A 25,927-nucleotide genomic window follows, 5' to 3' on the forward strand; every position below is an offset into this window, starting at 1 on the left:
GCCACAAATATACTCTTTAAGAATACTATTACGGTTGGGGTGGCGTAACTTGCGGAGTGCTTTCGCCTCAATTTGACGAATACGTTCGCGGGTGGTGTTAAAAATCTTACCAATTTCCTCAAGAGTTTTCATGTGTCCATCATCTAAGCCGTAACGCAGTTTTATAACATTACATTCACGAGGACTAAGACTGTCGAGAACTTTTTCTAAATCTTCCCGCAACGTATTTTTATAAACTTGTTCTTCTGGGGTTTCCTCATCTGTTTCTATAAAATCTGCCAAGCATAAATTTTCCTCCATGTCTCCCTTATGAAACCAAGGGTCTTTATCTAGCATTAAATAGATAGGCGTTTCTAGTGAAATGGGTAGCTGGGCGGATTTAGCAATAAACCGCAGGCTTTGAACCCTCATTTCCATGTGAACGGCTATTTCTTCTTCAGTAGGTTTTCGACCCATTTCTTGAGATAGTAGCTTGGTAGTTTTCTTAATCCGAGAGATGGTTTCGTAACGGTGAACTGGAAGGCGAATAGTGCGAGATTGGTCAACTATAGCCCTAGTAATTGCTTGACGAATCCACCATGTAGCGTATGTAGAGAACTTATAGCCTTTTTCGTGGTCAAACTTTTCAACGGCGCGAATCAAGCCAAGGCTACCTTCCTGAACTAAGTCTTGGAAAGACAAGCCGCGATTCATGTATTTCTTGGCAATTGAAACCACAAGGCGCAGGTTGGATACCACTATCTTATCTTTTGCTCTGCGACCAACATGCAGCCGATAACGAAAGGCTGGTAATGGCAGTTGTACAGCTTCTGCCCATTCACTATCTTTAGGATCGCTATCCAACTGTTCACAGAGTCTTTCCCGCACCCTCTCCATTTCCATTAAGTCAACTATTTTCCGCGCCAGTTCAATCTCTTCATCCGCACGCAGCAGGCGAATTCTACCAATTTCTTGCAAGTAAAGGCGAATTGAATCTTCCGTATAATGCTTTTTTTTACTTTGTGTCCGATGACGCGATTTAGGAGCTTCTAAAAATTTGTCTTCACCTTCATCGATGATCAGTAAGTCCTCTTCTTCGTCTGTTAAGAGTTCTTCTAACTCGAACTCAGGCTGATAAATACTGTCGAGTATTTTGTTAGCTACGTTGTTAGTCTGGTAATCACAAATACTAGGAAAGCTATTAAGAGGAAACTTATAACGAGGCAACTTGATTATTTTACAGACAGGACGAGGGGTTTTTGAGTCATCTATTTTGTGCGTTTTTTATTTTTCTACAGAGATGTGTTTGGATATTGAAAATGATGCTTTGTCCACAGGTGTCTGATTAGTTCCACCAAAAACACACATCAGCGATCGCCATTGTTCATCGGTTAAATCTCTTCGTCTACTTTGAACACTCTGAGTAAAATTATGTTTTAAAGTATAAGGTTTCAAATCTTCTCTAGTCAGTACAACACCTTGAATATTTGGCAAATTATGAAATCCTTTATTTTGCCACTGTTCTTTGCTAATAAAGGGAATAGCAACTCTAAAGTTTAAGTTTAATGAGGCGCAAAAATCTAGCTGTTTACGTAAATGGTTTTTAAGCGCAAACATCTGGTATTGTGCTTGGTTAACTGGTTTTATGCGGTCTTCATACCAGTTTTTCATTTTCCATTCAGCACCCTTAATAGCTTCTATATCATTGATGTAGCATCCTTTACATTCAATCACCCATAGTCCTAGCTGACGATGGACAATAAGAATATCAATCTCTCGCTCAAGATTTCCATATCTGTCAAATAGCTGATAACAATGAAATGCCTCACCAGAATCATCCCTGAAGGCAGATTTTACTTGTTGCCAAACTTCTTTCTCAGCGTTATTATTGGCATCAAAAATATTGTCGGGATAGAATTCCATAGAATCTCTAATTTCATAAAACGTTACTAAACTTAATTATTTGGGCGGATATCATCTGCACAAAATGTTGTATTCAGTAACGGCTATTATTAGGGTTCCCAGAACTGAAGTTGTTATTAGGGTCACTTGCTACCAAGTCTCAACTCCGATGAAGTCATGAGCATCGTAATCGGTCACATTTTGGCGCGATCGCAACTTTCACTTTTCGTTCGCTGATTTCGAGCAGGTAGGGTTTATCTTTATTTAAAGAGAGAGAGATTAAATCCTATAAACCATACGAAAAAGTAGCTATGGCAAGTGGTGAAGTATTTGATACCAAAACAAAATCCCTATCTGTGCCAAGGGTAAACCTGCTGACAATGTTCCGGCTGGGTTTATTTCAAATGGGGTTGAGCATGATGTCCATTTTGACTCTGGGCGTACTCAACAGAGTCATGATTCAAGAAATAGCAATTCCGGCGACGCTGGTATCAGTAGTTCTAGCACTGCCTTTATTTGTTGCTCCTTCCCGTGTCTGGTTCGGCCAGATATCGGATGCCAAGCCGTTATGGGGATACCACCGCACAGCTTATGTTTGGGTGGGAGCGGCAATATTTGCGATCGCAGCATTTTTAGCTGTACAAGTAATGTGGCAGATGAATCTTGCCGCTACTAATACAGGTGGCTGGGTATGGACAACCCAAACAATCGGCTGGACAGCACTTTTGGCTTTAGTTTTTGCTGTATATGGTCTAGGAATTTGTGCTAGTGGTACTGCCTTCGCTGCTTTGTTGGTGGATATATCTGAAGAAGATAACCGTTCCAAAGTAGTTGGTGTGGTCTGGTCGATGCTAATGGTGGGTATTATTGTTGGGGCAATTATCAGTGCCAGCTTGCTGAAACAGCTAACGCCAGAAGCAACCGTAGAAACCTTGCAAGGAGCGGTCAACAGGTTATTTTTTATCGTCCCAGCAATTGTATTTGGTTTAGCGATCGCAGCGACATTCGGCGTAGAAAAAAAGTACTCCCAATACTCAACTCGTTCCACACTGGTCAACCGGGAAGATACCATTACTCTAGGCAATGCTTGGAAAATATTGACAGCTAGCCCACAAACAGGTATATTTTTCACCTTTTTATTGGTAATGACTATCAGTTTGTTTATGCAAGACCCGATTTTGGAACCTTATGCGGGTCAAGTGTTTAAAATGCCCCTAGCGGAAAGTACCAAATTAAATGTTTTTTATGGAACGGGTCTGCTGATTGCCTACGGTGTTACGGGCTTTTATATTGTCCCGCGTTTGGGTAAGCGCAGAACTGCACGTCTAGGCTGTATGTTGGTAGCATTCTGTGCAATCTTGCTAGCTATATCAGGATTCACAGCTAATGCAGCAGTTCTCAAACTAAGTTTGGTCTTATTCGGTTTAGCCACAGGTTTCCTAACAACGGGAGCAATTAGCTTGATGTTGGATCTTACCGCAGCAGAAGCCGCAGGTACGTTTATTGGGGCATGGGGATTAGCGCAGTCCATCTCTAGAGGAATTGCGGTGGTAATTGGAGGTACAGTTTTGGATATTGGACGCAACTTTTTACCAAGCCAAGAACTAGCTTATGGACTGGTATTCGTTCTAGAAGCCGTGGGAATGGTGCTATCGATTTGGTTTCTCAATCGGGTGAACGTCACAGAATTTCAAACAAGTACTAAGCAAGCGATCGCTTCGGTTTTAGAAAGCGATTTAGATTAAACTAGAAACTTAAACCAACCCGAATCTACCTAATCTTGGCTCAGGAATATCTTTGCGCGAGAATTAATCAATGAGTGATTTTTGGACAACAATTCTTGATTTTGCCCAAATTACCACTACCAGAGTGGGCAAGCAGCTTATGCAAGATTTTGGGCAAGTACAGGCTGCCCAAAAAGCTGATGGTAGTTTGGTGACGCAAGCAGATAAATGGGCAGATCAGGAAATTCGGGATGCGATCGCTTCTAATTTCTCTGGTTACGGCATTTTGAGTGAAGAGAGCGATCAGTTATTTCCCGGTACGGAGTGGTGCTGGGTAATTGACCCTTTAGACGGAACAACCAACTTTACACGCGGCATTCCCATCTGGACAATTTCTCTGGGTTTACTGTATCAAGGTACACCCATTTTTGGTTATGTTTACGCACCACCGTTGAATCAAGCTTTTCATGGTTTCTGGGCAGGTTCATCTGGTTTAGCAACGCCAACAGGAGCATTTCTCAACTACCACCCAATCTACACCAGTGCTGATAGTCCCAGCAACAATCACTTTTTTAACCTCTGTTCTCGTAGCACCGCAGTGATCAAAAACGGCTTTCCCTGCAAAATTCGGATGTTGGGTGTGGCTAGCTATAACTTTTTGACAGTTGCCACTGGGGCTACTCTGGGTGGTATTGAAGCGACACCAAAAGTTTGGGACTTAGCGGGGGCTTGGGTAATTGTCCAGGCTGCTGGTGGGGTTTGGTTATCGCTCAATTCCGAGCCGTTTCCGTTGTCACCAGGAGAAGATTATAGCGATCGCTGTTTTCCCACCCTTGTTGTCAGTCGTTCCGAATTAGTTCCGGTATTTCAACCTTTTCTAGATGGCGTAAAAATTTAACTAATCTGCCGCTCTTGTACCTGGAAAGAGTGATTTTGTCAACCAGCCTAGTAAACGGCGACATACCCGACATTAAAGTTAACAAAGCCCTAGTCAGACAGAGAATTGAGTATAAATAAAACTGGTAATAATTCTGATTTTAGTTCAATAACAGTGTAGTTACTAATCTAAGTATCGTTGTGACTTACATCACACTGCTTGATTTAGTATAAATAATTTTATGTTGTCTAATTTAGATTTAATTCGAGAGTTTGTCCAAAACTCTATCCAGAAAAAAGAAGTTTTGTTGTCAAATCCTTCTTTGACAGCGCAAACAGTGTACAAGACTAACCAACTGACAGCAAAAGCTGAAGGTGTGATTGCCACTGTTCAACTATCTAACACACTATCTCAATTCTGGACTTCTCCAAAATCATCCCAATGGGAATTGATAAATCAGGCATTAGCAGAATATAGTTATCTCCTCAAAGGAGAAGTAGATAGTCGGGGTTTCTATCAGTATCAATACTGCGAAGTTCCCAAAGGCTATCGGATGCACTGTACTCAATCTGTGCTTCTATGGCGAGCTTGGTGGAAATATCGCAAGTATACTTTAAGACCAGGGATTCCGTTAGAACTTCTGATCAGGACACGAGAATCATGGTATCCAATTAGAGATTTAATCATTAGCGACGGACTTCTTTATATCAAAACTTTAGGAAGCGAGATAGCACTTGACTCAGATGACCTGGTTACTTGGTTAAGCAAAATTGACAGATGAAAGTGAGTAATTGTTGAAAAATGCTGAGATTTTTTTCTAGACTTTGAGACTATAACTGTAATTGGTTTTTAATAAACTGTTTCATCTTCTTTACGCCATGCTGGATCAACAATACAAATAAATACCAGAGGTTCGATGCCAGAGTTATAAATAAATTGCCGCATATTAGGAGGAATATACACAGCGTCTCCCGGCTGAACTATCTGGGTTTCATCATCAATGTGCATTTCTCCCGTGCCATTGAGAATATAATAGACTTCTGAGGTAGAGAGCGAGTGGGGCTGAGAAGTTTTTCCTACTGGCAGTGTTGCATGAGCCAAACTATAGCGCAATGCCAGAGGTTGCTTATCTGGATGTAGCAGTTCTCGCAGAATGGTGTTATCTCCGGCGATGAATTCCGCACAGTCCTGAAGTTTTTGAACTAGCATCAATCAATTTTTGGTTTAAGGTTTTGAATTAGTTAAGAGTCAAGGAGCAAGGGTCAAGGGTCAAGGGTCAAGGGTCAAGGGTGATTAATTATTCTCCCTCTGCTTCCCCTGCTTCGCCTGCTTAGTACAGATAAGGATTCGTCTTCGCTTGATAGTCAGAACAATTGATCGCTTCTTCTGTGTTGGCAATAGATGGGCGTACAGTACATTTAAGACGGTAATTGTCGGTAAAAAATTGACAACCAGTACAGGGGATTTGATGCATTTGCTTGGCTATAGTCACACTATCTCGCGCCGCCGTCCAAAGACTGAAAATAACGAGAATACTTACACTCCAAGCACCAAGAAAGCAAATCGGGATTAAAAAAGGTTGAATCCCATGAATAAGAAAAGATATCACTTTAAACACAGTATGTCCTGATACAAATTAGGAGTTAAAAATATATTAACTCCTAACCGGAGGCGAAGCGTCTCCGGCTTTGCTCCTAATTCCTAACTTCTTACTATAGAAGTATAAGTTAAACGCCAGCATGACCCAGCGCTAAACCAGTGACGAGCATTCCCAGAACAAGGAATGGTTGAGCGCTGGCTTGGTACTTAACATCATTCTTCACGGGGTCGCGCAGGAAATACATATCCTGTAAGGTGATTTGTGGGATGATTAACAGTACTAGTATTGCTGCATACAAATTCTCATGGATGCTGACGAGATAAGCTGCAATCAATCCTTGAAATACATCAATCGTCAATACACAAATCCAAGCCGCAGTGGTGATGCCAAACATTACAGGTAGTGAATTTAATCCTAGCTGGCGATCACCTTCTACACTCTTGAAGTCATTGACAATGGCAATACCCAATCCAGCCAAGCTGTAGAACATTGTCAAAATCACAATTGTGGAATTGAGATCACCAAACAAAGCGTGTCCTGTAGACCAAGGTAAGGTGATATAGCTTGCACCCAAAGCATAGCTGCCTAGCCAGCCGTTTTGCTTGAGTTTCAGGGGAGGTGCAGAATAAATGTAGGCGATCAAAGAACCGATGACCGCGATCGCTGTAATTGTCGGGAATTCATGACCAGACCACACATCTAGCACAAATGCCAAACCAATGCCAGCAATCAGTAATACCCAAATCTGAATAATTACCTGGGGTAAGGGAATTGCCCCAGAAGGAATAGGGCGATAGGGTTCATTGATGGCATCGATTTCGCGATCGTAGTAATCATTGAGGATTTGGGTGTAACCTGTCATCAATGGCCCAGCCAGCAGCATACAGGTTGCTACCTTCAGCACATTTTCCAGTGTCCAAGTATAGTTACCCGAAGAAGCCGCACCACAGACTACGCCCCAAATTAGGGGAATCCAGGTAATCGGCTTCATTAGCTGTAAACGAATTTTCCAAATTGAAGTTTCCCCTGGCGCTGCACCTTTCATCCCCAGTAGCTGCCTAGTTTTCGCACTGCGCGAGGCAGATGTGAGCGCTTGCTCATTGAGATTATTTGCCCCTGAGTCTAGTGCCTCAGATGGGTTGGGGTCTGGGGTAATGGGAGTTGATTCTGACATAAGGTTTATTAATGAGTTAAAAGTTAGGAGTAGAGACGCGATTAATCGCGTCTGTTATGAATTATTAGTTAGGAGTTAGAAGTTATAAATTATTATTTTTATTCCTAACTCCTGACTCCTGTACAGACGCGATTAATCGCGTCTCTCCTAACTAACTTAAAACGAAATTATCAAATAATTATTCTGAAACTTTGCTCCAGCAACAGGTCTGCCACTCAGAGCCGGGGGTAGGGAAATATTCCGTCGCTGGTCTCCTGCTTCTACAGTGACTTCTGGGCCATATTGGGTGAGCTTGACCTGTTTTTTGTCAAAACCTGGCAAGAATAAGCGTACTTGACGATTGTGGATGTCTATTTCAATTGGTTTGGGAGCCTGTAACGCTTGTGCTTCAAAGTTGGGTAGTGCGTCTATCAGTGGTTGCCAGTCACCTGTTGGCGAGTCAGGAACGACGCTCACAGGTAAGGGGATAAATTCCTCTGACAGGTTGACATTTGTCTCAGTAGACAGAAGCAGAACACCACCGACAGTTAAACCGATTTGTTGAGCACTACCCCACAAATAACGAGCATTTGCTACCTCAATAGGGTCTTCTGTCGTCACTAAGAAAGCAGCGAGACGCTTGGGGTCAGTAAGAGCGGCTCTCCCCTTTTCTAAGAAATTATTGACTTGGTTAGTGGGCCCTGCAAAGTTATCTGCTGTCCAGTTTACATTGAAAAAGCTGCTAATCAGGGGTTGAACCAAGGGCGATTCAGTAATTGTTTTCCCCAAATCGGAATTGACAAACAATTGCCGAAATCGCCGGACATACCAACTGAGAGATTCTGGCAAACCCAACATTCGCAACGTTAATGAGTCACCCGTGCCATAGTAAACGATCGCGTCATATTTGCCACTGGCATCATATTCGCGGATAGCATTCAGGGCCAGGGCGCTGTCCATACCTGGCAATACTACCAGTTCTTGACCAAAAACGTCTTTGAAGATGGGCGTGCGGAGATATTGCGCCTCAAGTTTTTTCGCTTCTTCCCAGTTGCGTTCTAGCAGTACAGATGCTTGAAACTGGACTGCTTGCAAATTGGGAGCGATTTCTTGTGGGTCGGCAGCAATGGGAGTACCCAGCAGAATTGGTAATGCTGGTTCCGGATGTCCTGCTAGGAGTACGCGCTTGCCTTGACTTGCCAATAATTTGGCGGCGGCGATCGCAATTTTGGTACGAGCGGTGCCGCCTTTGCCCAAAAATGTCAATATTAGAGCCATTATTTGATTCCTATTTTCACCGCCGATCTTTTCAACTCCAACTTAGCACTCAATAAAGGCTCTCAACCTGTGCTTTCAACTTCAGAGTCCAAAATAAACCCCGCTTTGAATTCTTTTTACTACACAGGTTTGATTTCATCTTCAAAAAACCAACTGGAAGAATTGTCGTCAAACAGCACCACTACACCGATACTGCCACCATCGGTGACTTTGTAACCTTGGATGATACCCACTTGTCCTAGTTTTTTTACAATTGGGGGAGAAACGCGATCGCGCAAACGAAAGACTTTAACCTTTTGTCCGATTTCCATGCCTGATTAAAATGCAATAAACCTTCGTCTCAGTGTAGCGGAATCCGTGACCTGCTCTCATAAATTCAGGGGAAATGAGGGAATGAGGGGGAGAATCATAACTCTAAACTCCTGTACAGACGCGATTAATCGCGTCTTTCCAAACTCCTAACTTTTAACTTCTGACCTAACAGCTTAAAATTAAATCAACAACCAAGCAGGTAGATACCCATGTTTGTCACAGCGCAACAGCTAGAACAGCAGATGCCCGATGCAACTCGGTTGTTAAGTGATGAGCCAGAGATGGAAACTTCGTTGCACTATATGCAGCTACTGCTGCTAGTAACTTCCCTTGAGTGGCTGTGGCGTGACTGTAATGATTTCTTTATAGGTGCGAATCTAACGATTTATTTTAGCCGTCAGCAGTTGCGAAATCGAGATTTTCGAGGCCCAGACTTTTTTTTGGTCAAAGACACCGAAAAGCGATCGCGCAATTCCTGGGTAGTCTGGGAGGAAGATGGTCGTTATCCAGATTTGATTATTGAATTACTTTCTGAAAGTACGGCTGATATTGACCGGAATTTGAAGAAAAATCTTTATGAAAATCGATTTCACACACCAGAATATTTTTGGTTTTCACCGGAAAATTTGGAATTTGTGGGTTTTGAATTGGTAGGTAACAAGTATCAAAAAATTACACAAAATACGCAATGATGGTGTTGGAGCGATGTGCTTAGGCTGTATTTAGGCGTAGAAGGAGGTAAATTGCGCTACTTTACACCCGATGGTGATTTAGTTCCAACACCAGAGGAAGCTGCTATTGCGGCGCAACAGGTGGCTGTTGAGGCACAGCAACAGGCATCTGAGGTGCAATTGCAGTTGGAACAAGAACAGCTGCGATCGCAACGGTTGGCGGAACATTTGCGATCGCTAGGAGTTAATCCAGATACTTTGAGTTAAGCAAAAACTTGCCCCTTTTACAAACAAAGCAGCATTGCCGACAGAAATTATATTTGTAGTAAAAATATACTAAGCAATTGTTGATTTATTGTATAATCACCAAAACAATTTAGGTATTATTTTCTAGTAATGATGTATTTTTCAAGGGAGGCAAGAGTGCTTTTATAGGTATGAATCTTTATAGATAAAAATTGGGTGTGTAAGTAGTGAACAAGGAAGCGGTAATTGTTACCAAAAATGCAAATATTTGTACGTAAAATAGGAAATATAAGGCATATACTGCCGATAAATGAACGGTTGTGGACAAAGTTTGACTTGCTGAGAACTTTGGTACGTCGGGATTTAGAGGCGCGGTATAAAGGTTCTGTTTTGGGCAATTTGTGGCCTTTGCTAAATCAGCTATCACAATTATTGATTTACACTTATGTGTTTTCGGTTGTGCTGAAGGTGAAGTTAAGTCTCAAAACTTTACCAGAAAATAACTTCACCTTTGGTTTGTGGCTATTTGCTGGTTTGCTTCCCTGGATTGCTTTTACGGGGGGTTTGATACAGTCTACTAGTTCAGTCGTAGGACAGCCGAATTTAGTCAAGAAGGTTGTATTTCCCCTAACTTTGTTACCGCTTGTGCCAATTTTATCAACGTTCATTGAGAGTTCCTTGGGTTTAATGGCGTTGATTTTTTTTGTGGCGGTAACTTCTCATACTTTACATGCTACTTTGGCGCTATTACCCTTGGTATGGCTAACGCAGTTATTGCTAACAGCAGGATTGGGCTATTTAGTAGCAGGACTAACGGTGTTTTTGCGAGATATACCGCAGACTTTAGGGGTGATTTTAAATATTTGGTTTTACGCGACACCGCTTGTTTATCCAGTATCAGCAATTCCAGAGCAATGGCGGAGTTTAATATTCTGGTTAAATCCAATAGCAGCGATCGCTGAAATTTATCGTGACATAGTTTTAGTTGGGGAGGTGAAGCATTGGGGCCAATGGGGAGTAGCTTCTATGATAGCCTCGATCATATTTTGTTGCGGTTTTACAGTGTATAAGCGTTTACGTCCAGCGTTTGCTGATGTTTTGTAAGAAATTTTTACTGATCCACTGAATCTTAAATCAGCCTAATGGTAAGGTAAACTATCCAGTACACGATAGCGATATGATTCAAAAAAGGGTGGAAGGTTTGATTAGTTGATGATGTGTCTGGCTGATTAAAGTTGTGCAGTCTGGATGAACTAATAGTAAGTGTGCAGTAATATGGGTGAGGAGATTGCAATTTCGCTGAAGAATGTCTCGAAGTGCTACAAGCGGTATACTCGTCCGGTAGATCGACTAAAAGAACTTTTGCTACCTGCTAAAAGCCATGCTCAGGAGTTTTGGGCATTGCAGGATATTAACCTAGAGGTTTCTAAAGGTGAAACTGTAGGCATCATTGGTCAAAACGGCTCTGGCAAAAGTACACTGCTACAAATTATTGCCGGAACGCTAACACCAACTACAGGCAAATTGTACGTGAATGGTCGTGTTTCAGCATTATTGGAACTTGGTAGTGGGTTTAATCCTGAGTTTACTGGACGGCAAAATGTATTTTTTAATGGGCAGGTTTTAGGGTTAAGCCGAGCAGAAATAGAAGCTAAGTTTGACAAAATTGCTTCCTTTGCTGAAATTGGCAATTTTCTTGAGCATCCCGTTAAAACCTATTCCAGTGGCATGATAGTAAGACTAGCATTTGCAGTGGTTGCTAATACAGAACCAAGTATTTTAATCGTAGATGAAGCCTTGGCTGTAGGAGATGCGAGATTCCAAGCTCGCTGTATGAAGCGTATTCGTCAGCTTAAAGAACAAGGAGTGACTATATTATTCGTTTCTCATGATTCTGGAAACGTCAAGATGTTGTGTAATAGCGCAGTACTGATGAATCATGGAAAAATGTTAGAAATAGGTGAGCCTAAAGAGGTAGTAAACCATTATATTGCTTTATTAAGCTCAGACAATAATGGACTTGAGCTTGAACAGCATAATCCAGAAGAGACAAATTTTCTTGAAAGCAATGCTGGTTTTGTCAAGAATAATCAACAAGACAATTACACATATAGGCATGGAAATAAATTAGCTACTATTAATAAAGTTATAATCAATGATTTAAAAGGAAGGGAAATAACGCAAATAGAAACAGGGAAAAATTTTCAGATTTGCGTTGTCATGCAAGCGCAAGCAGAAATTTCCGATTTAATTGTCGGTATTTCGATTAAAAATTTAATGGGTTTAGTCATTTATGGAACAAATACTCATCTACAGAAGATAAAATTACCATGTTTAAACCAAGAACAGCAATTAATAGTTAGTTTTCAAGTTCCCTGTTATATGAATAAGGGTATTTATACAGTAACTGTGGGAATACATTCTGAAGAAGGTTTAAGCTATGACTGGATTGATGAACTAGTTGTCTTTGAAGTAAACAATAGGATCTCGTGTGATGGCATAGTAGACTTAAATTCTATCATAAACTTTAGCAGCGAAACAGATACAGAAACTCTAAGTATCAAAAACTATTAATGATCTTCAAAATAAAGAATCATGACTGAATCAAATAATCCTGAAATTGATGTTGATAATTTAATGCAAAATATCCGTGCAGAGGTCAATAAGCATAAGTCTAAATATGTAACATCGAGTCCGGTTAATGATTTTGCAATATCGAAAAACACGACAAATATTAACTATATTGAAGCTTTACTTCAAAATGCACAATCTAGAGCATATGTTCGAACTAAGTGGCCTGATAAGCTAAATTGTTTCCCCTTTAATCTAAACCCAAAATTACAAAAATTCATTCTAAAAATTATAAATTTCTTATTTAAAGATCAACGAGAGGTAAACTTTAATTTAATTAGTTGTTTGAAAGAGTCTGTAACCCTTAATCAACAGCTTATTGAACAAATTGAGACTTTAAGAGTGCAGATGGAAGAGCGTCTAGGTGTTATCGATAGGAGAGTTCAAAACCTGGAAGACCGACTAGGTGTTACTGAGAAGAGAGTTCAAAGCCTGGAAGAGCAACTGAGGATTATAGATAATAATATCCAAAATATGGATAACAATTTCAACACTTTTGATACTTTAGTCAGTAGCTGGTTAACTGATACCCAAGAAGGTTTTGACGCTGTGAATAGTCGAGTAAAAAAAATAGATGAGCGTCTGAAATCTGTGGATGATCATATCCAAAATATGAATAACTACTTGAGTGCTATAAATGAGCGTTACGCAAAAAACGATATTTACCTAAAGAATGACTTAATCCAGCAGAAGCGTTTGATTAGTCTTTTCTTAGAAGAAGCACAGCGACGTTTGCCAGAACCTTTTAATCAAGAGCAATTGCAAACTTTGGTTAGTGAAGACCAGCATTCACTAGATGCTTTTTATGTTGCTTTGGAAGATCAGTTTCGGGGTAGCCGTGAGGAAATAAAGAATCGATTAATTACTCATGTTTCATTGGTAGAAAAAGCAATCACATCCACGGGAAATGCCCCTATAGTTGACATAGGATGTGGTCGGGGTGAATGGATTGATTTACTCTCCAACCAAGGCTTTGAAGCATCTGGAATTGACATTAATGTTGCTATGGTACAGCAATGTCAAAGTCTTGGTCTTGACGCTGTTTTAGGTGATGGACTGGAATATTTACGTTCTTTGCCAGATAATTCCTTGGCAGCTGTTTCTTCATTTCACGTTATTGAGCATTTGCAATTGCAAAAGCTTGTTTCTTTAATTGATGAAGTGTTACGTGTGCTGCGTTCTGGAGGGGTTTTAATTTTAGAGACACCAAATCCAGAAAATCTAATAGTGGGAGCTTGTAATTTTTATCTGGATCCAACCCATCGCAACCCGATTCCACCTCCAACAGCAAAGTTCATACTAGAAAGTCGCGGATTTGTTCAAGTTGAAATTCGACGTCTCCATCCAATGACTGAAAACCATAATCTAGAAAATGTATTTTTGAATAGTTTGTTGCTTGGTTGTCAGGATTACGCAGTTATTGCATGGAAGGCATAAATCGGGTATAGCTATGAAAATCTTAATTTGTAATGAGCGATTTCTATTTCGTTTTGGTCTAGATCGTGTCCTTATCATGATGGGAAAAAGCATGGCAGAGCGGAGACATCATGTTTACATGATGGGGTCTCGGTGTGATCAACATATAGTAAAGCAGTTCGCGAAAAAAATCATTTCCATACCACCAGACCCAGATGATTACGCTAATTCTAATGAGTTTACAGCCCAGTGGCTTTCTAGCCACTGGGATAGCTTGTTTTCCAATACTGAACAACCAGACGCGATAGTTATTGGAGGTTGGCCGTTTTTTCAGGCAATTGATTTCTTTTCTAAAGTTTGCAAGAACGTTGTTTTCATTGACCCTGGTGCAGTACCCCTTGATAGTTTGAGTGGTCATGGGCTATTTATTCAACAGAAGCTAAGATATCTGCGCCGTCATTATTTGAGGCAGACCACAGGAATACTCCCTATTAGTGAATTCATTGCTAAATCTCAAAGTATACCTGATCGGGGTTCTAACAACGGTATTCAGACTGTATTATTAGGAGCCGACCATATGGCACTATCCATTTGGCAAGCACAAATGGTTGGTCAAGGTAAAGGTCATGGTGCGAGTTTATCATTGGTTGAGAAACTACAAAAAAAAGGAAAAACTTTCATTTTAAACCTTGGGCGCTGGGAGCCTGGTTGTTATAAGAACTCTGAAGCTTGTTTTGATATTATGCGCCAGCTAGTCCAGCGACATCCACAAGTTGTGTTGCTGGTGTTAACGGATGTAAAAAGCATTAATATCCCAGAAGACCAAAAAGAGTACGTTCAGCCTATTGGATTTCCGGATGATGCGGAACTTCAAGAAATTATGAAACTTACCACACTAGGAATATCAGTGTCTTTGTGGGAAGGTTTTAACTTACCATTGGCAGAAATGCAATGGTTACAAAGGCCTACTTTAGCATTCAATCTTGCTGCTCATCCTGAAGTTGTTGTACATCCTTGGTTCCTCTGTGCCGACATAGTTGAGATGGTAGAAAAAGCTAATGTCATCTTATCTAATAGCATACCTAGTGAAGCTATTAGTACTAATAATTACAATAAATTTCGGTCGCAATTTCGCTGGGAGACTGTAATTCAGAAATATTGTCATTATTTAGAGAGTACGGTGCAGGCAACTCAACAGATATCAAACAACAAAACGTATCCTAACCTTGATAGTCCACTTTTTATTATAGATGTTACTAATAGCTGCCGAGACCCTGCCAATTCTGGTGTTATTAGGGTAACTCGACAACTTTGCCGGACTCTACAGAAGTATTATGACTTAGTATTTGTGGTTTGGGATTTTACAGCACAGCGTTATACACTACCTTCCCAAACTGGTTACTCCCAGTTGGAAAAGTTTAACGGTCCCGAAATTCCAATTGTGGGAAAAGATATACTCAACCGTTTTGGAAAAATATCGTTGGATGAATTTCTTTCAATCGAACCTAGTATGCAAGGACAACCTGCGTTACTATTATTTCCAGAAATAATTTTAGATCCACGTGGTGTAACGGCTCTTGCTTACGCCAAACAAAAGCAGTGGAAGACGGCTGCTATTTTATATGACCTTATTCCAGTGATGTATCCAGAGTTTTGCAGTAACTCTGTAAGTTCACTTTTTCCTCCATATTTGGAGATGTTAGCTGAAATCGATATTATTATCCCTATTTCGGAATTTTCTGCCCAATGTGTTTTGGATTATTGGCAACAACATAAAAACTCCCATGGCAAAGTCTGCACTGCATTATTACCAGGGCAATTTGGACAGCATTCCCGCAAGATCAAGATTCCTAACTTGCAGTCGAGTACTATACATATGCTGTGTGTTTCTACTTTGGAGCCACGCAAAAATCATCTGACACTCTTAAAAGCCTGTGGAATTCTGGCAAAAGAACACCCTGAGATAAACTGGCAACTAACACTGGTAGGAAATCGCTACGAAGGTGCGCCAGAGATATACAAAGCAGTAGAGCAGGCATCAGCAAAAGATGCTCGTATTCAATGGCTGGGAATAGTAGATGATGATACCTTGAATCGATTGTACGAGGAAGCCACATTTACCATTTACAGTTCGCTGGTTGAGGGCTTTGGAATGCCTATTTTGGAAAGCATTTGGCATGGAAGAGCGTGTCTGTGTCATTCCCAAGGGGTAATGGCAGAACTGGCAGTTGGAGGTGGTTGTTTAGTAGTCGATATGACTGATGCCAAAGCAATTGCCCAAGCTATTTACACCTTGTCATCTGATAAGAATTTGCTTACTGAACTGTCCCAGGCATCGTGCAGCCGCCAACTCAAACATTGGGAAGATTATGCTACAGAAGTTTTAATTATTTTGGGTTTGGAGAAGATGCAACCTACGAACTTAAGTAGGGGTAACATCAACCTTCTTAATACAATTCACTACGAGGAACTAATATACCCTAACTGCCTACTTGAACGTTGGCAAATGACAGATTCAGAGCGGATGGCGTTAACTGGTTTACTGGCAAGGCATCAGCCCAAATGTAGCGTTGAGATTGGTACTTATTTTGGTGGTAGTCTGTCTCTGATTGCACAGTACTCACAGATGGTATTTTCTATTGACATAGATGATGAAGTACCTTTACGGGTACCAGTTATGGAGAATGTCAGCTTTTTAATTGCACCATCCCAGACTGTATTGCCACTGCTATTTCAAGCACTTGATGAAGCAAATATACCAATCGATTTCTTGCTCATCGACGGTGATCACACTGCTGATGGAGTTCGTAGGGACATTGAGACTGTTTTGACTTATGTACCTAAGCAACCGATGTTTGTGATGATGTATGATTCTTTTAACCCAGAGTGTCGGCGCGGAATCATGACTGCAAAGTGGCAAGATTCACCGTATGTAACGTGGATTGATGTGGATTTTGTACCGGGACGTATCATTGAGGGTGACAATGTATTCAAAGGTGAAATGTGGGGAGGACTGGCGCTGGCACTATTGTCTCCCAGACCACGGGATGGCAATCTCACCATTTCTGCATCGGCAAATATTTTTTATGAGTTAGCGCTCAAATCGCGCAGTTGATATTATTTATATTTATATTAACAGTACCTATGATCAACAAAATACTCATTTGTAGTAATTTCTATCCACCATTTTTTATAGGTGGTGCTGAAATTATTGCCCATGAACAAGCGTGTCAATTGAGAAATGCTGGTTACGAAGTGGCCGTTTTCTGTGCCAAACATGATGATAGCCGTCACTGTTATTCAATGATACGGGAAATTTTTGACGGACTGCAAGTATTTCGAGTTATTCAACATGCACAAGACTATCATGTTGATAATAATTTTTATAAACCAGCTATCAATAAACTGTTTAATACAATAATTGATGAATTCCAACCAGATGTTGTTCATTTTCACAACATCATTGGCTTATCACTAGGAATTGTGGAGATAGCATATAGACGCAAAATTAGAACTGTACTAACCTTGCATGATCATTGGGGATTTTGTTTCAAAAATACGTTATTGAAAGGATACGACGTCGTTTGCAAAGATTTTTCTCAATGTGAAGAGTGTTTGCCAGAGTTACTGGATAACCAACAGCGACGGCTTCATATCCGGATGCGTAACGATTACATTGCCTTACAACTCAGCAAGGTAGATCAATTCGTATCACCTAGTTACTATCTAACATCAGCCTATATTAAAGCAGGTTTTCCATCAGATAGGCTTACTGTAATATCTTATGGTATTGATGTTAAACGCTTTTCCCAAATTAGAAAGAAATTGCCTGAAGATGTGATGCGGTTTACTTTTATTGGATATTTAGGTATTCATAAAGGTATTCATGTTTTGATGGCATCTATCAAGCTGCTGTTACAAGGTGGTTATCTTGGTAATCTTTGTACAATAAATATTGTTGGTGTAGGGGGAATGACTGAAGACCTAGAAAAATTTATCACCGAAAACCAATTAAGCTCTGTTGTAAAACTATGGGGAAAAGTCAAGCACTCTCAAATTGAAACTGTTTACCAATCTACCGACGTATTAGTGATACCATCTATATGGCCTGAGAACGAGCCAGTAACAATTCTTGAAGCTATGGCTGCTCGTATACCTATACTTGCCTCTGCACTCGGCGGTAATCTTGATCTCGTAGTCGATGGGGTTAATGGTTATCTTTTCGCCTCAGGTAATGCTCAAATGCTTGCAGAGAAGATGGTTGACATGGCTCTCGACCATGCTAGCGTTAAGTTAATGGGACAAAATGCTTATCAGTGCGTAGCTAAGGATACTCTGGAAAATTATGTGCAGCAAATTACTCAAGTTTATCAAGAAAAAAAGTGTGTATCAAATCCGGTTTTAAATCGGGTTATTCTATGTAGTGGCAAGCACGTTTCACCAGAATGTTTCCGTGCCATTTCTCATTTTAACCAGACCAACCATAGCACTTGCTACAAGTTTATTATGAGTGACTGGATTAGTTCTGAAGAATGGGATTTAGTTGAGCTGCTGTGGATAGTTGATGATAAAGGCGATAAACAAGATATAGTCAATGCTCTGAAAAGAGGACGACCATTACTAGTTCCTGAGAGTAATCATCAACTTGTAGAACTGTGTCGCTCTAGTCAATCTGGACTATTTTATGCAGATGAGATGGAAGCAGAAGCTTGTCTCAAATATCTCATTGGTGAAAAATCTATCTCAAGTGCTCTCGGTCGAAATGCTAAAAATTACTTTGAAAATAATAGTTTTCAGTTGAGTAATTTTTGGCGAAGGCGTAGTAAGTTAGCTTTCTTAAATTCAGTTTTTTAAAAGCAGGGTTATCACTATGAGTAAAAAAGCCCTTATAACGGGTTTAACTGGACAAGATGGTTCCTATCTTGCCGAACTTCTTTTAACAAAAAGTTATCAAGTATTCGGTCTAGTTCGCCGTTCGAGCACCAGCAATCTAGAGCGTATTAATCACCTTTCAGACAACATTCAAATCTTATCAGGTGACCTTCTGGATCAATCTTCCTTGATGGATGTAATTGCAGAATCACAACCTGATGAAATCTATAACCTTGCTTCTCAAAGCTACGTCCCCCTTTCTTGGACTCAACCAGCCCTTACTGCTGAATACACTGCCCTTGGTGTCTCCCGTCTCTTAGAATCCATCCGTCGCTGCAAACCTGATGCCAGATTTTACCAAGCATCCAGTAGTGAAGTTTTTGGTCAACCTGACGAATCGCCCCAAACTGAACGCACCGCCTTCCGTCCTCGTAACCCCTATGGTGTTGCCAAAGCTTACGCCCACTGGATGACCATTAACTATCGGCAAAAATACAATCTCTATACCTGCTGCGGTATTACCTACACTCACGAATCCCCTCGACGCGGTACAGAATTTGTATTTCGCAAAATTACACACACAGCTGCTCAAATTAAACTGGGTCTGGCAAATGAACTAAAATTAGGCAACCTTGATGCTCGTCGTGACTGGTGCTACGCCAAGGATGCTGTCTACGCTATGTGGCTAATGTTGCAGCAAGAAAAACCCTATGACTATATCATCGCCAGTGGTGAAACTCACTCTGTCAAAGAACTCGTTGAGTGTGCTTTTAAATGCGTTGGTCTAAACTGGCAAGATTATGTTTCAATTGACCCCGCATTTTATCGCCCTGATGAACCAGTACAGTTAATTGGTTCCGTTGATAAAATTAAGAGTGAGTTAGGTTGGCAGCCTGAGCATTCCTTTGAACAATTGGTCGAGTTAATGGTTGATTATGATCTAAAAAAATTGAGTAACGCCAATGCTTAAATATTCTGATGCTAAAAATTGTAGTTGATGCCACCCCAGTGGAGTCAAAACCAAGTGGGGTTAGCTTTTATGTTGCTAATTTGATATGCGCTCTTGATGCACTACAAAAAGAGGAAAATTTTCAGTTAGGAGTAGTCTATCAACCACGTTTAAAAAAGTGGCTTCGGGGTGACTTCAGTTTTCCTGAATCCCTGAAACATTATTCTCAACAGCATCTTTTGCCTTTACCTGTAAGAATTTCAGATTTATTATTAGCTTTAGCCTTTAAACCTAGTTTATCTTACTTTGAAAAATATTTAGGTTTCCCAGACATAGTTCATGGTACTAACTATTCAGTGTATCCATGTACAAAAAGTTTAAAGGTAATGAATATATATGATCTAACTTTTATTAAATATCCTAACTATATAGATTCAGTTGTCAAAAAATATACAGAAAAAGTTAGACGCTGCTTGCAGTGGACTGACTTAGTTTTAACAATTTCAGAAAGTTCTAAAAAAGACATTGTTGAGCATTTGCAGGTAGACCCAAAAAAAGTTTATGTCACCCCTCTAGCTAGTCGCTACTATCCTGATTACTTATCTGCACAAACTACTGAGGAGCTAGAAAAACTAGTTAACTATGATTTTTCTCAACCATATTTACTTTTTATTAGTACAATAGAACCAAGAAAAAATATTAATACAATAATTTCGGCATTTAATTTTTTAAAAGAGCAATATAAAATTCCACACCAATTAATATTGATTGGTAAGAAAGGATGGAATTACGAGCCAGTATTTGCAGCTATTGAAAATTCACCTTGGGCAAACCAAATTCATCATCTTAATTACCTATCTAATGAATTAGTTGCATTATTTTACTCAAAAGCTGATGTCTTCGTATATCCATCTCACTATGAAGGGTTCGGTTTACCCGTATTGGAAGCAATGACTTTAGGTGCTGCTGTGATCAGTTCCAATACTTCTTCTATTCCAGAAGTTACAGGAGATGCAGCTATTCTAGTTGACCCTAATAACCCTATCCAACTAGCGGAAGCCATCCTGAAAGTAATCAGTGATTCCCAGTTACGCCAAGAATTAATTAATAAAGGGAAAGCCAGAGCAAAATTATTTTCCTGGGAAAGAACGGCACAAGAAACATTAAACGCTTATAGAACCATTCTTTAATGAAAATAGTGGATAATACCTCTGCTAAACAATTAATTATTAACTTATCTATTCTATTGTCTCAACCAACAGGTATAGGTAACTATGCTCAAAACCTTTTTCCTTATTTAAAATCTTTCCAACCCACTCTATTAGTAGCGCGAAAATATCCCGATTTTGACTGCTATCCAATCCCGTCAAACTTAACCCCAGACCACGGCACAAAAGGTCATTTTAACCGCCTGCTTTGGACACAATTTCAACTCCCGCAAATATATAAAAAACTCAAATCGAGTCTCTTATTCTCTCCGCTGCCGGAAGCACCCCTTTATAGCAACTGTCGTTTTGTCGTCACGTCTTTTGACATGATACCGTTGCGCTTTCCTAAACGCTTTTCACCACTCACACCCTACCACCGCTACTACACTCCCCAAGTTCTTAAGCAAGCACAACACATTATTTGCATTTCCCAGACTACGGCTCAGGACATCACCAACTTTTACGGAATTCCTGCAAACAAAATTACCTCCATCCCCCTGGCTCACGATCACACTCACTTTTGCCCCCTGAACCTCCCCAAGCGCAACTACTTTCTCTACATTGGTCGCCAAGACCCTTACAAAAATATAGAGCGACTGATCACTGCTTTTGCTGCGTTACCTAATAGCAAGGATTATGAATTGTGGTTAGTAGGGCCAAGCGATGGCCGTTATACCCCAACTTTAACAGCGCAAGTTGCAGAACTAGGTATAACTAATCAAGTGAAGTTCCTAGACTATATTCCTTACAGCGAATTACCAAAAATTATCAATGAAGCGATCGCTCTGGTTTTCCCCAGTCTCTGGGAAGGTTTTGGTTTACCTGTTCTCGAAGCAATGGCTTGTGGTACTCCCGTCATTACCTCCAATCTCTCCTCCTTACCAGAAGTAGCTGGCGATGCGGCGATTCTGATCAATCCCTACAATACCGGAGAAATTACAGAAGCGATGCAGGCTATTGCAACTGATTTGGAGTTGCGATCGCGCCTTTCTAGCCAAGGGATCACTCACTCTCAACAATTTAGTTGGGAAAAAACAGCAAAAGCAACCGTCGAAGTTTTATCCCGCTACCTATGAAAGATAAACTAACGCCAGAGTGTTAGATATCAGGATTTGGGATTTTGTCCAGATTTAAGATTATCTTGACTAATGACTTACAACTAATCCTCAATCCTGATGAAAGCACTAATTCTCTCTGGCGGTAAAGGTACACGCCTACGTCCCCTCACCTACAGCGGAGCAAAACAACTTGTACCAGTTGCTAATAAACCTGTTTTATGGTATGGCATTGAAGAAATGGTTGCTGCTGGTATTACTGATATTGGGATCATCATCAGCCCGGAAACTGGGGCAGAAGTCCAAGCAAAAACCGGAAATGGAGAATACTTTCGAGCGAACATCACATACATCATACAAGACCAGCCACTTGGACTTGCTCACGCCGTCCAAATCGCCCATCCGTTTTTAGGTGATTCTCCCTTTGTTATGTACTTGGGCGATAACCTGATTCAACTAGGTGAGTTAAGTTACTTTCTGCAACAATTTAGCCAACAACAGCCAGATGCTTTGATTCTCTTGCGTTCAGTTGTCAATCCCAGCGCCTTTGGTGTGGCTCAAATAGATGAAAAAGGACGGGTATTACAGTTAATTGAAAAACCCAAAGTTCCTCCTTCAAATCTGGCATTGGTAGGGGTTTATTTCTTTTCTCACCTCATCTATGATGCGATCGCAAATATCCAACCTTCCACCAGAGGCGAACTAGAAATCACTGATGCAATTCAATACTTAATTAATCAGAAAAAGCAGGTTGTAGCCTACAATCTCCAAGGCTGGTGGTTAGATACTGGTAAAAAAGATGACTTATTAGAAGCTAACCGATTGATTCTCGACACCTATCTGACAGCATCAGTTGTCGCCGAAATTGATGCCCAAAGTCAGATTATTGGCCGAGTCCAAATCGGTGCAAAATCTAAAGTAATTAACTGCACAATTCGGGGGCCAGTAATCATTGGTAACAATTGTTATTTAGAAAACTGCTTTATTGGCCCTTATAGTAGCATTGCTAACAATGCGACACTCATTGACACTGATTTAGAACACAGTGTGATTTTAGAAGGTGCTAAAATTGCTGGAATTCATCAGCGCATTATTGATAGTGTGATTGGGCAACGGGCACAATTGACTCTTGCACCTCGTCGCCCTAAAGCCTTGCGATTTCTAATTGGCGATGACTGTAAAATTGAACTAACGTAATTGATTTATAAAAAACAGGAAAAGCAACAGTCAAAGTGTTATCATACCACCTGTAAAATACAAGTATTAAGTTAGTTTCAAAATTAACATTCTGATATATTAGTCAAAATAATATTAACTAATTATGGGGTTTAAGTCGCCTATAACTAACAAGCGGCAAGTTTTGTGGCGGGGTTTGTCTTAAAAAATTGCTCCTCTTGGGGAAACCCCTACAGCCGTTCCCTAACGGGACGCCTTGCGGCGAACGGGCATCCTACGGCAGGCGCTAGTACAACACGGCGGAAATAGAGCAACCATTTAAAATCCCTAAAAAGCCCATTCCATAATACTTTTGACTTTTGATTTTTGATTTTTGACTTCCGCCTTGCGGTACTAGCCTCTCCCTTTGCGAGAAGACCGCATTTTTCGCTAAATCCCAGTTACAAAACTTAATTAGGAATTACGTTAGCGCAGCGTCAGCGAGTCAGACGCTTGCGGACTCACTAACGCTGCGCTACCCTTGCATGATTACGAATTACAAATTATTTTAATGATCATTGTACATAGCAAAATTCCGGAAGTTATACAACTTGAACCCCAAGTATTTGCAGACGATCGCGGTTTCTTTTTTGAAGCCTATAACCACCAAAAATTTGCTCAACAGACAGGTATTGTTGCCAACTTCGTCCAAGATAACCACTCTTACTCTAAGCAAAACGTCCTACGTGGGCTACACTACCAAATCCAACAACCCCAAGGTAAACTCATTCGTTGTGTTGTCGGTACTATCTTTGACGTAGCCGTAGATATTAGAAAAAGTTCGGCTACCTTTGGGAATTGGGTAGGTTATGAACTCAGTGCTGAAAACAAACGCCTAATGTGGATACCACCAGGCTTTGCTCACGGCTTTCTCGTGCTTTCAGAAATAGCCGAAGTTCTCTACAAAACTACAGATTACTACGCACCCCAAGGCGATCGCACCATCCTATGGAACGATCCAGATTTAGCTATAGATTGGCCTGTGAATGCACCACCGATTTTATCAGCTAAAGACCAAGCCGGGAAACCTTTTAAAACTGCTGAAATATTTGATTAAGCTTGATGAAAGAGCGTTAGGTTCGAGAACTAATTAGGATGAGTAAATCAATTTTGCTGATTGGTAGCAATGGTCAAGTGGGTAAGGAACTGCAACAAATACTTTCATCCTTCGGCAATATTATCTCAGTGGCACGCCCAACAGTAGACCTTGCCCAGCCTGACACTCTGTGCAGCGTTATCAGATCCAAGCAACCGCAAATCATCATTAACGCTGCTGCTTATACTGCTGTGGACAAAGCAGAAAGCGAACCCGAACTTGCTAGCGCTATTAATGGGATCGCACCCCTAATTATTGCCCAAGAAACCCAAAAGTTAGGAGCTTTGCTAATTCATATTTCGACCGATTATGTTTTTGATGGTAATGGGTATCGCCCTTACCTGGAAACCGATGCAACTAATCCCTTGAGTGTCTATGGTAAAACCAAACTTGCTGGAGAAGAAGCAATTCGGGAAACTTGTGCCCATCACCTTATCCTCCGCACTGCTTGGGTTTATGGAATTTTTGGCAAAAATAATTTTGTCAAAACCATGCTGCGACTAGGTGCAGAACGCCAAGAACTCCGTGTTGTCGCCGATCAAATTGGTAGCCCGACTTGGGCGCAAGATATAGCCACAGTCATAGCCCAGATGATTCCCCGGTTAACCCCAGAAATTAGAGAGACTTATCACTACACTAATAGCGGCGTTGCTAGCTGGTATGACTTTGCCGTTGCCATTTTTGAAGAAGCCCAACAGCTAGGCTTCCCTTTAAAAGTTGAACGTATTGTCCCGATTACAACCGCGGAATATCCGACACCAGCCCGTCGCCCTGCTTATTCCGTCCTTGCTTGTGGGAAAATCTCAGCAATTCTAGAAACACATCCCCCCCATTGGCGAGAAAGACTTCCACAAATGCTTACAGATTTGAAAATTGGGCATTGAGCATTGGTTATTCCCCTTGTCTCCCTCATCCCCTATCTTTTTTGACTTTTTAAAACTCCCGTCTCTTGTTGTATGGGTAAGACATCTAAAATATCAGTTTGGGAACAATATTTTAAATCTTCTTGACAGTCAAGACGCAACAATCGTTGACCGTGACTAGCTTGGTGAAGTAATCCCAATAAGTTATCTTGCCACTGAGAGTAAAGAGCGATCGCACTTATTACTTCATCGTTACCAGCTAATTCCTCCAGTGACAACGTGGTTTGCTTTAAAAGACTATGAGCGATCGCACCTGCACAAACTGTATCCTCTAAAGAAAAACTGCCTTCCCAACCGGAACCGACAATCCAGACTGTCTCTGGTTGTTTTCTTTTGAGAAATTGCACCACCGCCGCCCGGTTAATTAAGGCTGCTGCTAACAGATTTGGGGAGTCTTGCACCCGTTGTAAAGCACGGGTGCCATTGGTGGTACTGATAAACAAGCGACGCCCCTGCACCAATTCTGGTGTGCAATCGAGGGGAGAGTTACCCAACTCAAAGCCAGGTACTTTCGCGCCGCCGCGTTCTCCAGCCCGCAGCCGTTTTTCCGGGGGCCATTTTTCGCTAACTTCTATTAATTGATCTAAATCGCTGAATACTTGTACAGCTTCGCCTCCAGCTGCCAAAACTGTCGCAATTGTGCTAGTGGCTCGCAAGACATCGACTGCGATCGCACATTCTGGCGCTTCATCCGTTGGAGTCAATTCAGGAGTGTGGTATACGAATATCTTCACGCGCTGGATACACCTAGTTTAATACTACTGCCGCAAATAACATTCTACATAGTTGGTGTCACTAACTATAGTTACAATTACTGCTG

Annotated in this window: 21 protein-coding genes and 2 pseudogenes; 15 read left to right on the forward strand and 8 right to left on the reverse strand. The window is 40.9% G+C overall.

Features of this window, described 5'->3' with window-relative positions:
- Positions 1-6: 6 nt before the first annotated feature.
- Positions 7-1,167: pseudogene (gene rpoD, locus V7K40_RS00275) on the reverse strand (RNA polymerase sigma factor RpoD); the annotation flags it as partial.
- 96 nt (positions 1,168-1,263) lie between these two features.
- Positions 1,264-1,902, reverse strand: a complete 639-nt coding sequence (locus V7K40_RS00280; protein WP_334955835.1) for a nuclease-related domain-containing protein — start codon at positions 1,900-1,902, stop codon at positions 1,264-1,266.
- Positions 1,903-2,192: 290 nt separating this feature from the next.
- Here V7K40_RS00280 and V7K40_RS00285 point away from each other — a divergent pair, with 290 nt between their 5' ends.
- The 3 genes from V7K40_RS00285 (at position 2,193) to V7K40_RS00295 (ending at position 5,263) form a co-directional block, all read left to right on the forward strand.
- A complete protein-coding gene (locus V7K40_RS00285) occupies positions 2,193-3,626 on the forward strand; it encodes a BCD family MFS transporter (protein WP_334955836.1) in 1,434 nt (477 codons plus the stop codon).
- A gap of 70 nt (positions 3,627-3,696) precedes the next feature.
- On the forward strand, positions 3,697-4,503 hold the full coding sequence (locus V7K40_RS00290; protein WP_334955837.1) for an inositol monophosphatase family protein: 807 nt from the start codon (positions 3,697-3,699) through the stop codon (positions 4,501-4,503).
- Positions 4,504-4,723: 220 nt separating this feature from the next.
- Positions 4,724-5,263, forward strand: coding sequence for a hypothetical protein (locus V7K40_RS00295; protein WP_334955838.1), 540 nt, complete (start codon positions 4,724-4,726; stop codon positions 5,261-5,263).
- A 68-nt stretch (positions 5,264-5,331) separates the two neighbouring features.
- Here the strand turns inward: V7K40_RS00295 and V7K40_RS00300 are convergent, their stop codons facing one another.
- The 5 genes from V7K40_RS00300 to V7K40_RS00320 all read right to left on the reverse strand — a co-directional run bounded on the left by V7K40_RS00300 (position 5,332) and on the right by V7K40_RS00320 (position 8,824).
- Positions 5,332-5,691: a cupin domain-containing protein gene (locus tag V7K40_RS00300; protein WP_273769341.1), complete on the reverse strand. Its 360-nt coding sequence runs from the start codon at positions 5,689-5,691 to the stop codon at positions 5,332-5,334.
- Between the two features lie 121 nt (positions 5,692-5,812).
- Positions 5,813-6,100 carry a hypothetical protein gene (locus V7K40_RS00305; RefSeq protein WP_334955839.1) on the reverse strand — a complete coding sequence of 96 codons (288 nt, stop codon included), beginning with the start codon at positions 6,098-6,100 and terminating at the stop codon, positions 5,813-5,815.
- Positions 6,101-6,209: 109 nt separating this feature from the next.
- Complete coding sequence (gene chlG / locus V7K40_RS00310; RefSeq protein ID WP_334955840.1) at positions 6,210-7,256, reverse strand: chlorophyll synthase ChlG; 1,047 nt, start codon at positions 7,254-7,256, stop codon at positions 6,210-6,212.
- Between the two features lie 156 nt (positions 7,257-7,412).
- Entirely contained in the window at positions 7,413-8,513 is a 1,101-nt protein-coding gene (locus tag V7K40_RS00315; RefSeq protein ID WP_334955841.1) for an ArsA family ATPase, read from the reverse strand.
- A 119-nt stretch (positions 8,514-8,632) separates the two neighbouring features.
- Positions 8,633-8,824: a DUF2862 domain-containing protein gene (locus V7K40_RS00320; protein ID WP_334955842.1), complete on the reverse strand. Its 192-nt coding sequence runs from the start codon at positions 8,822-8,824 to the stop codon at positions 8,633-8,635.
- A gap of 210 nt (positions 8,825-9,034) precedes the next feature.
- Between V7K40_RS00320 and V7K40_RS00325 the strand changes: the two are divergent.
- The 12 genes and pseudogenes from V7K40_RS00325 to rfbD all read left to right on the forward strand — a co-directional run bounded on the left by V7K40_RS00325 (position 9,035) and on the right by rfbD (position 25,068).
- A pseudogene (locus tag V7K40_RS00325) lies at positions 9,035-9,763 on the forward strand (Uma2 family endonuclease).
- 237 nt (positions 9,764-10,000) lie between these two features.
- The gene (locus tag V7K40_RS00330) at positions 10,001-10,846 is read left to right on the forward strand and encodes an ABC transporter permease (RefSeq protein WP_334955843.1); all 846 of its coding nucleotides are present in this window, start codon (positions 10,001-10,003) and stop codon (positions 10,844-10,846) included.
- A 171-nt stretch (positions 10,847-11,017) separates the two neighbouring features.
- Entirely contained in the window at positions 11,018-12,316 is a 1,299-nt protein-coding gene (locus V7K40_RS00335) for an ABC transporter ATP-binding protein (protein WP_334955844.1), read from the forward strand.
- A gap of 21 nt (positions 12,317-12,337) precedes the next feature.
- Positions 12,338-13,810, forward strand: coding sequence for a methyltransferase domain-containing protein (locus V7K40_RS00340; RefSeq protein WP_334955845.1), 1,473 nt, complete (start codon positions 12,338-12,340; stop codon positions 13,808-13,810).
- A 91-nt stretch (positions 13,811-13,901) separates the two neighbouring features.
- Entirely contained in the window at positions 13,902-16,904 is a 3,003-nt protein-coding gene (locus tag V7K40_RS00345; protein ID WP_334955846.1) for a glycosyltransferase, read from the forward strand.
- 29 nt (positions 16,905-16,933) lie between these two features.
- Positions 16,934-18,643, forward strand: coding sequence for a glycosyltransferase family 4 protein (locus V7K40_RS00350; RefSeq protein WP_334955847.1), 1,710 nt, complete (start codon positions 16,934-16,936; stop codon positions 18,641-18,643).
- Positions 18,644-18,659: 16 nt separating this feature from the next.
- The gene (locus V7K40_RS00355) at positions 18,660-19,631 is read left to right on the forward strand and encodes a GDP-mannose 4,6-dehydratase (protein WP_334955848.1); all 972 of its coding nucleotides are present in this window, start codon (positions 18,660-18,662) and stop codon (positions 19,629-19,631) included.
- Positions 19,632-19,639: 8 nt separating this feature from the next.
- A complete protein-coding gene (locus tag V7K40_RS00360) occupies positions 19,640-20,800 on the forward strand; it encodes a glycosyltransferase family 1 protein (protein WP_334955849.1) in 1,161 nt (386 codons plus the stop codon).
- Entirely contained in the window at positions 20,800-21,894 is a 1,095-nt protein-coding gene (locus V7K40_RS00365) for a glycosyltransferase family 1 protein (protein WP_334955850.1), read from the forward strand. The genes V7K40_RS00360 and V7K40_RS00365 overlap by 1 nt, the downstream gene beginning before the upstream one ends.
- A 99-nt stretch (positions 21,895-21,993) precedes the next feature.
- The gene (locus V7K40_RS00370) at positions 21,994-23,070 is read left to right on the forward strand and encodes a glucose-1-phosphate thymidylyltransferase (RefSeq protein WP_334955851.1); all 1,077 of its coding nucleotides are present in this window, start codon (positions 21,994-21,996) and stop codon (positions 23,068-23,070) included.
- Positions 23,071-23,599: 529 nt separating this feature from the next.
- Positions 23,600-24,145, forward strand: a complete 546-nt coding sequence (gene rfbC, locus V7K40_RS00375) for a dTDP-4-dehydrorhamnose 3,5-epimerase (protein WP_334955852.1) — start codon at positions 23,600-23,602, stop codon at positions 24,143-24,145.
- Positions 24,146-24,183: 38 nt separating this feature from the next.
- Positions 24,184-25,068, forward strand: coding sequence for a dTDP-4-dehydrorhamnose reductase (gene rfbD / locus V7K40_RS00380; protein WP_334955853.1), 885 nt, complete (start codon positions 24,184-24,186; stop codon positions 25,066-25,068).
- Positions 25,069-25,100: 32 nt separating this feature from the next.
- Here rfbD and V7K40_RS00385 read toward each other — a convergent pair whose 3' ends face one another.
- Positions 25,101-25,841 (reverse strand): 2-phosphosulfolactate phosphatase family protein, encoded by a 741-nt coding sequence (locus tag V7K40_RS00385; RefSeq protein WP_334955854.1) that lies wholly within the window; start codon positions 25,839-25,841, stop codon positions 25,101-25,103.
- Between the last annotated feature and the right edge of the window lie 86 nt (positions 25,842-25,927).

The organism is Nostoc sp., from assembly GCF_036917195.1.
Classification (GTDB): domain Bacteria; phylum Cyanobacteriota; class Cyanobacteriia; order Cyanobacteriales; family Nostocaceae; genus Nostoc.

Bases quoted from the DNA above. Each gene is read 5' to 3' on its own strand.
- V7K40_RS00360 (WP_334955849.1), top strand. From the start codon at position 19,640: ATGCTAAAAATTGTAGTTGATGCCACCCCAGTGGAGTCAAAACCAAGT.
- V7K40_RS00345 (WP_334955846.1), top strand. From the start codon at position 13,902: ATGGCAGAGCGGAGACATCATGTTTACATGATGGGGTCTCGGTGTGAT.
- V7K40_RS00330 (WP_334955843.1), top strand. From the start codon at position 10,001: ATGCAAATATTTGTACGTAAAATAGGAAATATAAGGCATATACTGCCG.
- V7K40_RS00300 (WP_273769341.1), bottom strand. From the start codon at position 5,691: ATGCTAGTTCAAAAACTTCAGGACTGTGCGGAATTCATCGCCGGAGAT.
- V7K40_RS00350 (WP_334955847.1), top strand. From the start codon at position 16,934: ATGATCAACAAAATACTCATTTGTAGTAATTTCTATCCACCATTTTTT.
- chlG (WP_334955840.1), bottom strand. From the start codon at position 7,256: ATGTCAGAATCAACTCCCATTACCCCAGACCCCAACCCATCTGAGGCA.
- V7K40_RS00290 (WP_334955837.1), top strand. From the start codon at position 3,697: ATGAGTGATTTTTGGACAACAATTCTTGATTTTGCCCAAATTACCACT.
- V7K40_RS00365 (WP_334955850.1), top strand. From the start codon at position 20,800: ATGAAAATAGTGGATAATACCTCTGCTAAACAATTAATTATTAACTTA.
- V7K40_RS00315 (WP_334955841.1), bottom strand. From the start codon at position 8,513: ATGGCTCTAATATTGACATTTTTGGGCAAAGGCGGCACCGCTCGTACC.
- V7K40_RS00295 (WP_334955838.1), top strand. From the start codon at position 4,724: ATGTTGTCTAATTTAGATTTAATTCGAGAGTTTGTCCAAAACTCTATC.
- V7K40_RS00355 (WP_334955848.1), top strand. From the start codon at position 18,660: ATGAGTAAAAAAGCCCTTATAACGGGTTTAACTGGACAAGATGGTTCC.
- V7K40_RS00320 (WP_334955842.1), bottom strand. From the start codon at position 8,824: ATGGAAATCGGACAAAAGGTTAAAGTCTTTCGTTTGCGCGATCGCGTT.
- V7K40_RS00285 (WP_334955836.1), top strand. From the start codon at position 2,193: ATGGCAAGTGGTGAAGTATTTGATACCAAAACAAAATCCCTATCTGTG.
- V7K40_RS00280 (WP_334955835.1), bottom strand. From the start codon at position 1,902: ATGGAATTCTATCCCGACAATATTTTTGATGCCAATAATAACGCTGAG.
- V7K40_RS00335 (WP_334955844.1), top strand. From the start codon at position 11,018: ATGGGTGAGGAGATTGCAATTTCGCTGAAGAATGTCTCGAAGTGCTAC.
- V7K40_RS00340 (WP_334955845.1), top strand. From the start codon at position 12,338: ATGACTGAATCAAATAATCCTGAAATTGATGTTGATAATTTAATGCAA.
- V7K40_RS00370 (WP_334955851.1), top strand. From the start codon at position 21,994: ATGAAAGCACTAATTCTCTCTGGCGGTAAAGGTACACGCCTACGTCCC.
- rfbD (WP_334955853.1), top strand. From the start codon at position 24,184: ATGAGTAAATCAATTTTGCTGATTGGTAGCAATGGTCAAGTGGGTAAG.
- rfbC (WP_334955852.1), top strand. From the start codon at position 23,600: ATGATCATTGTACATAGCAAAATTCCGGAAGTTATACAACTTGAACCC.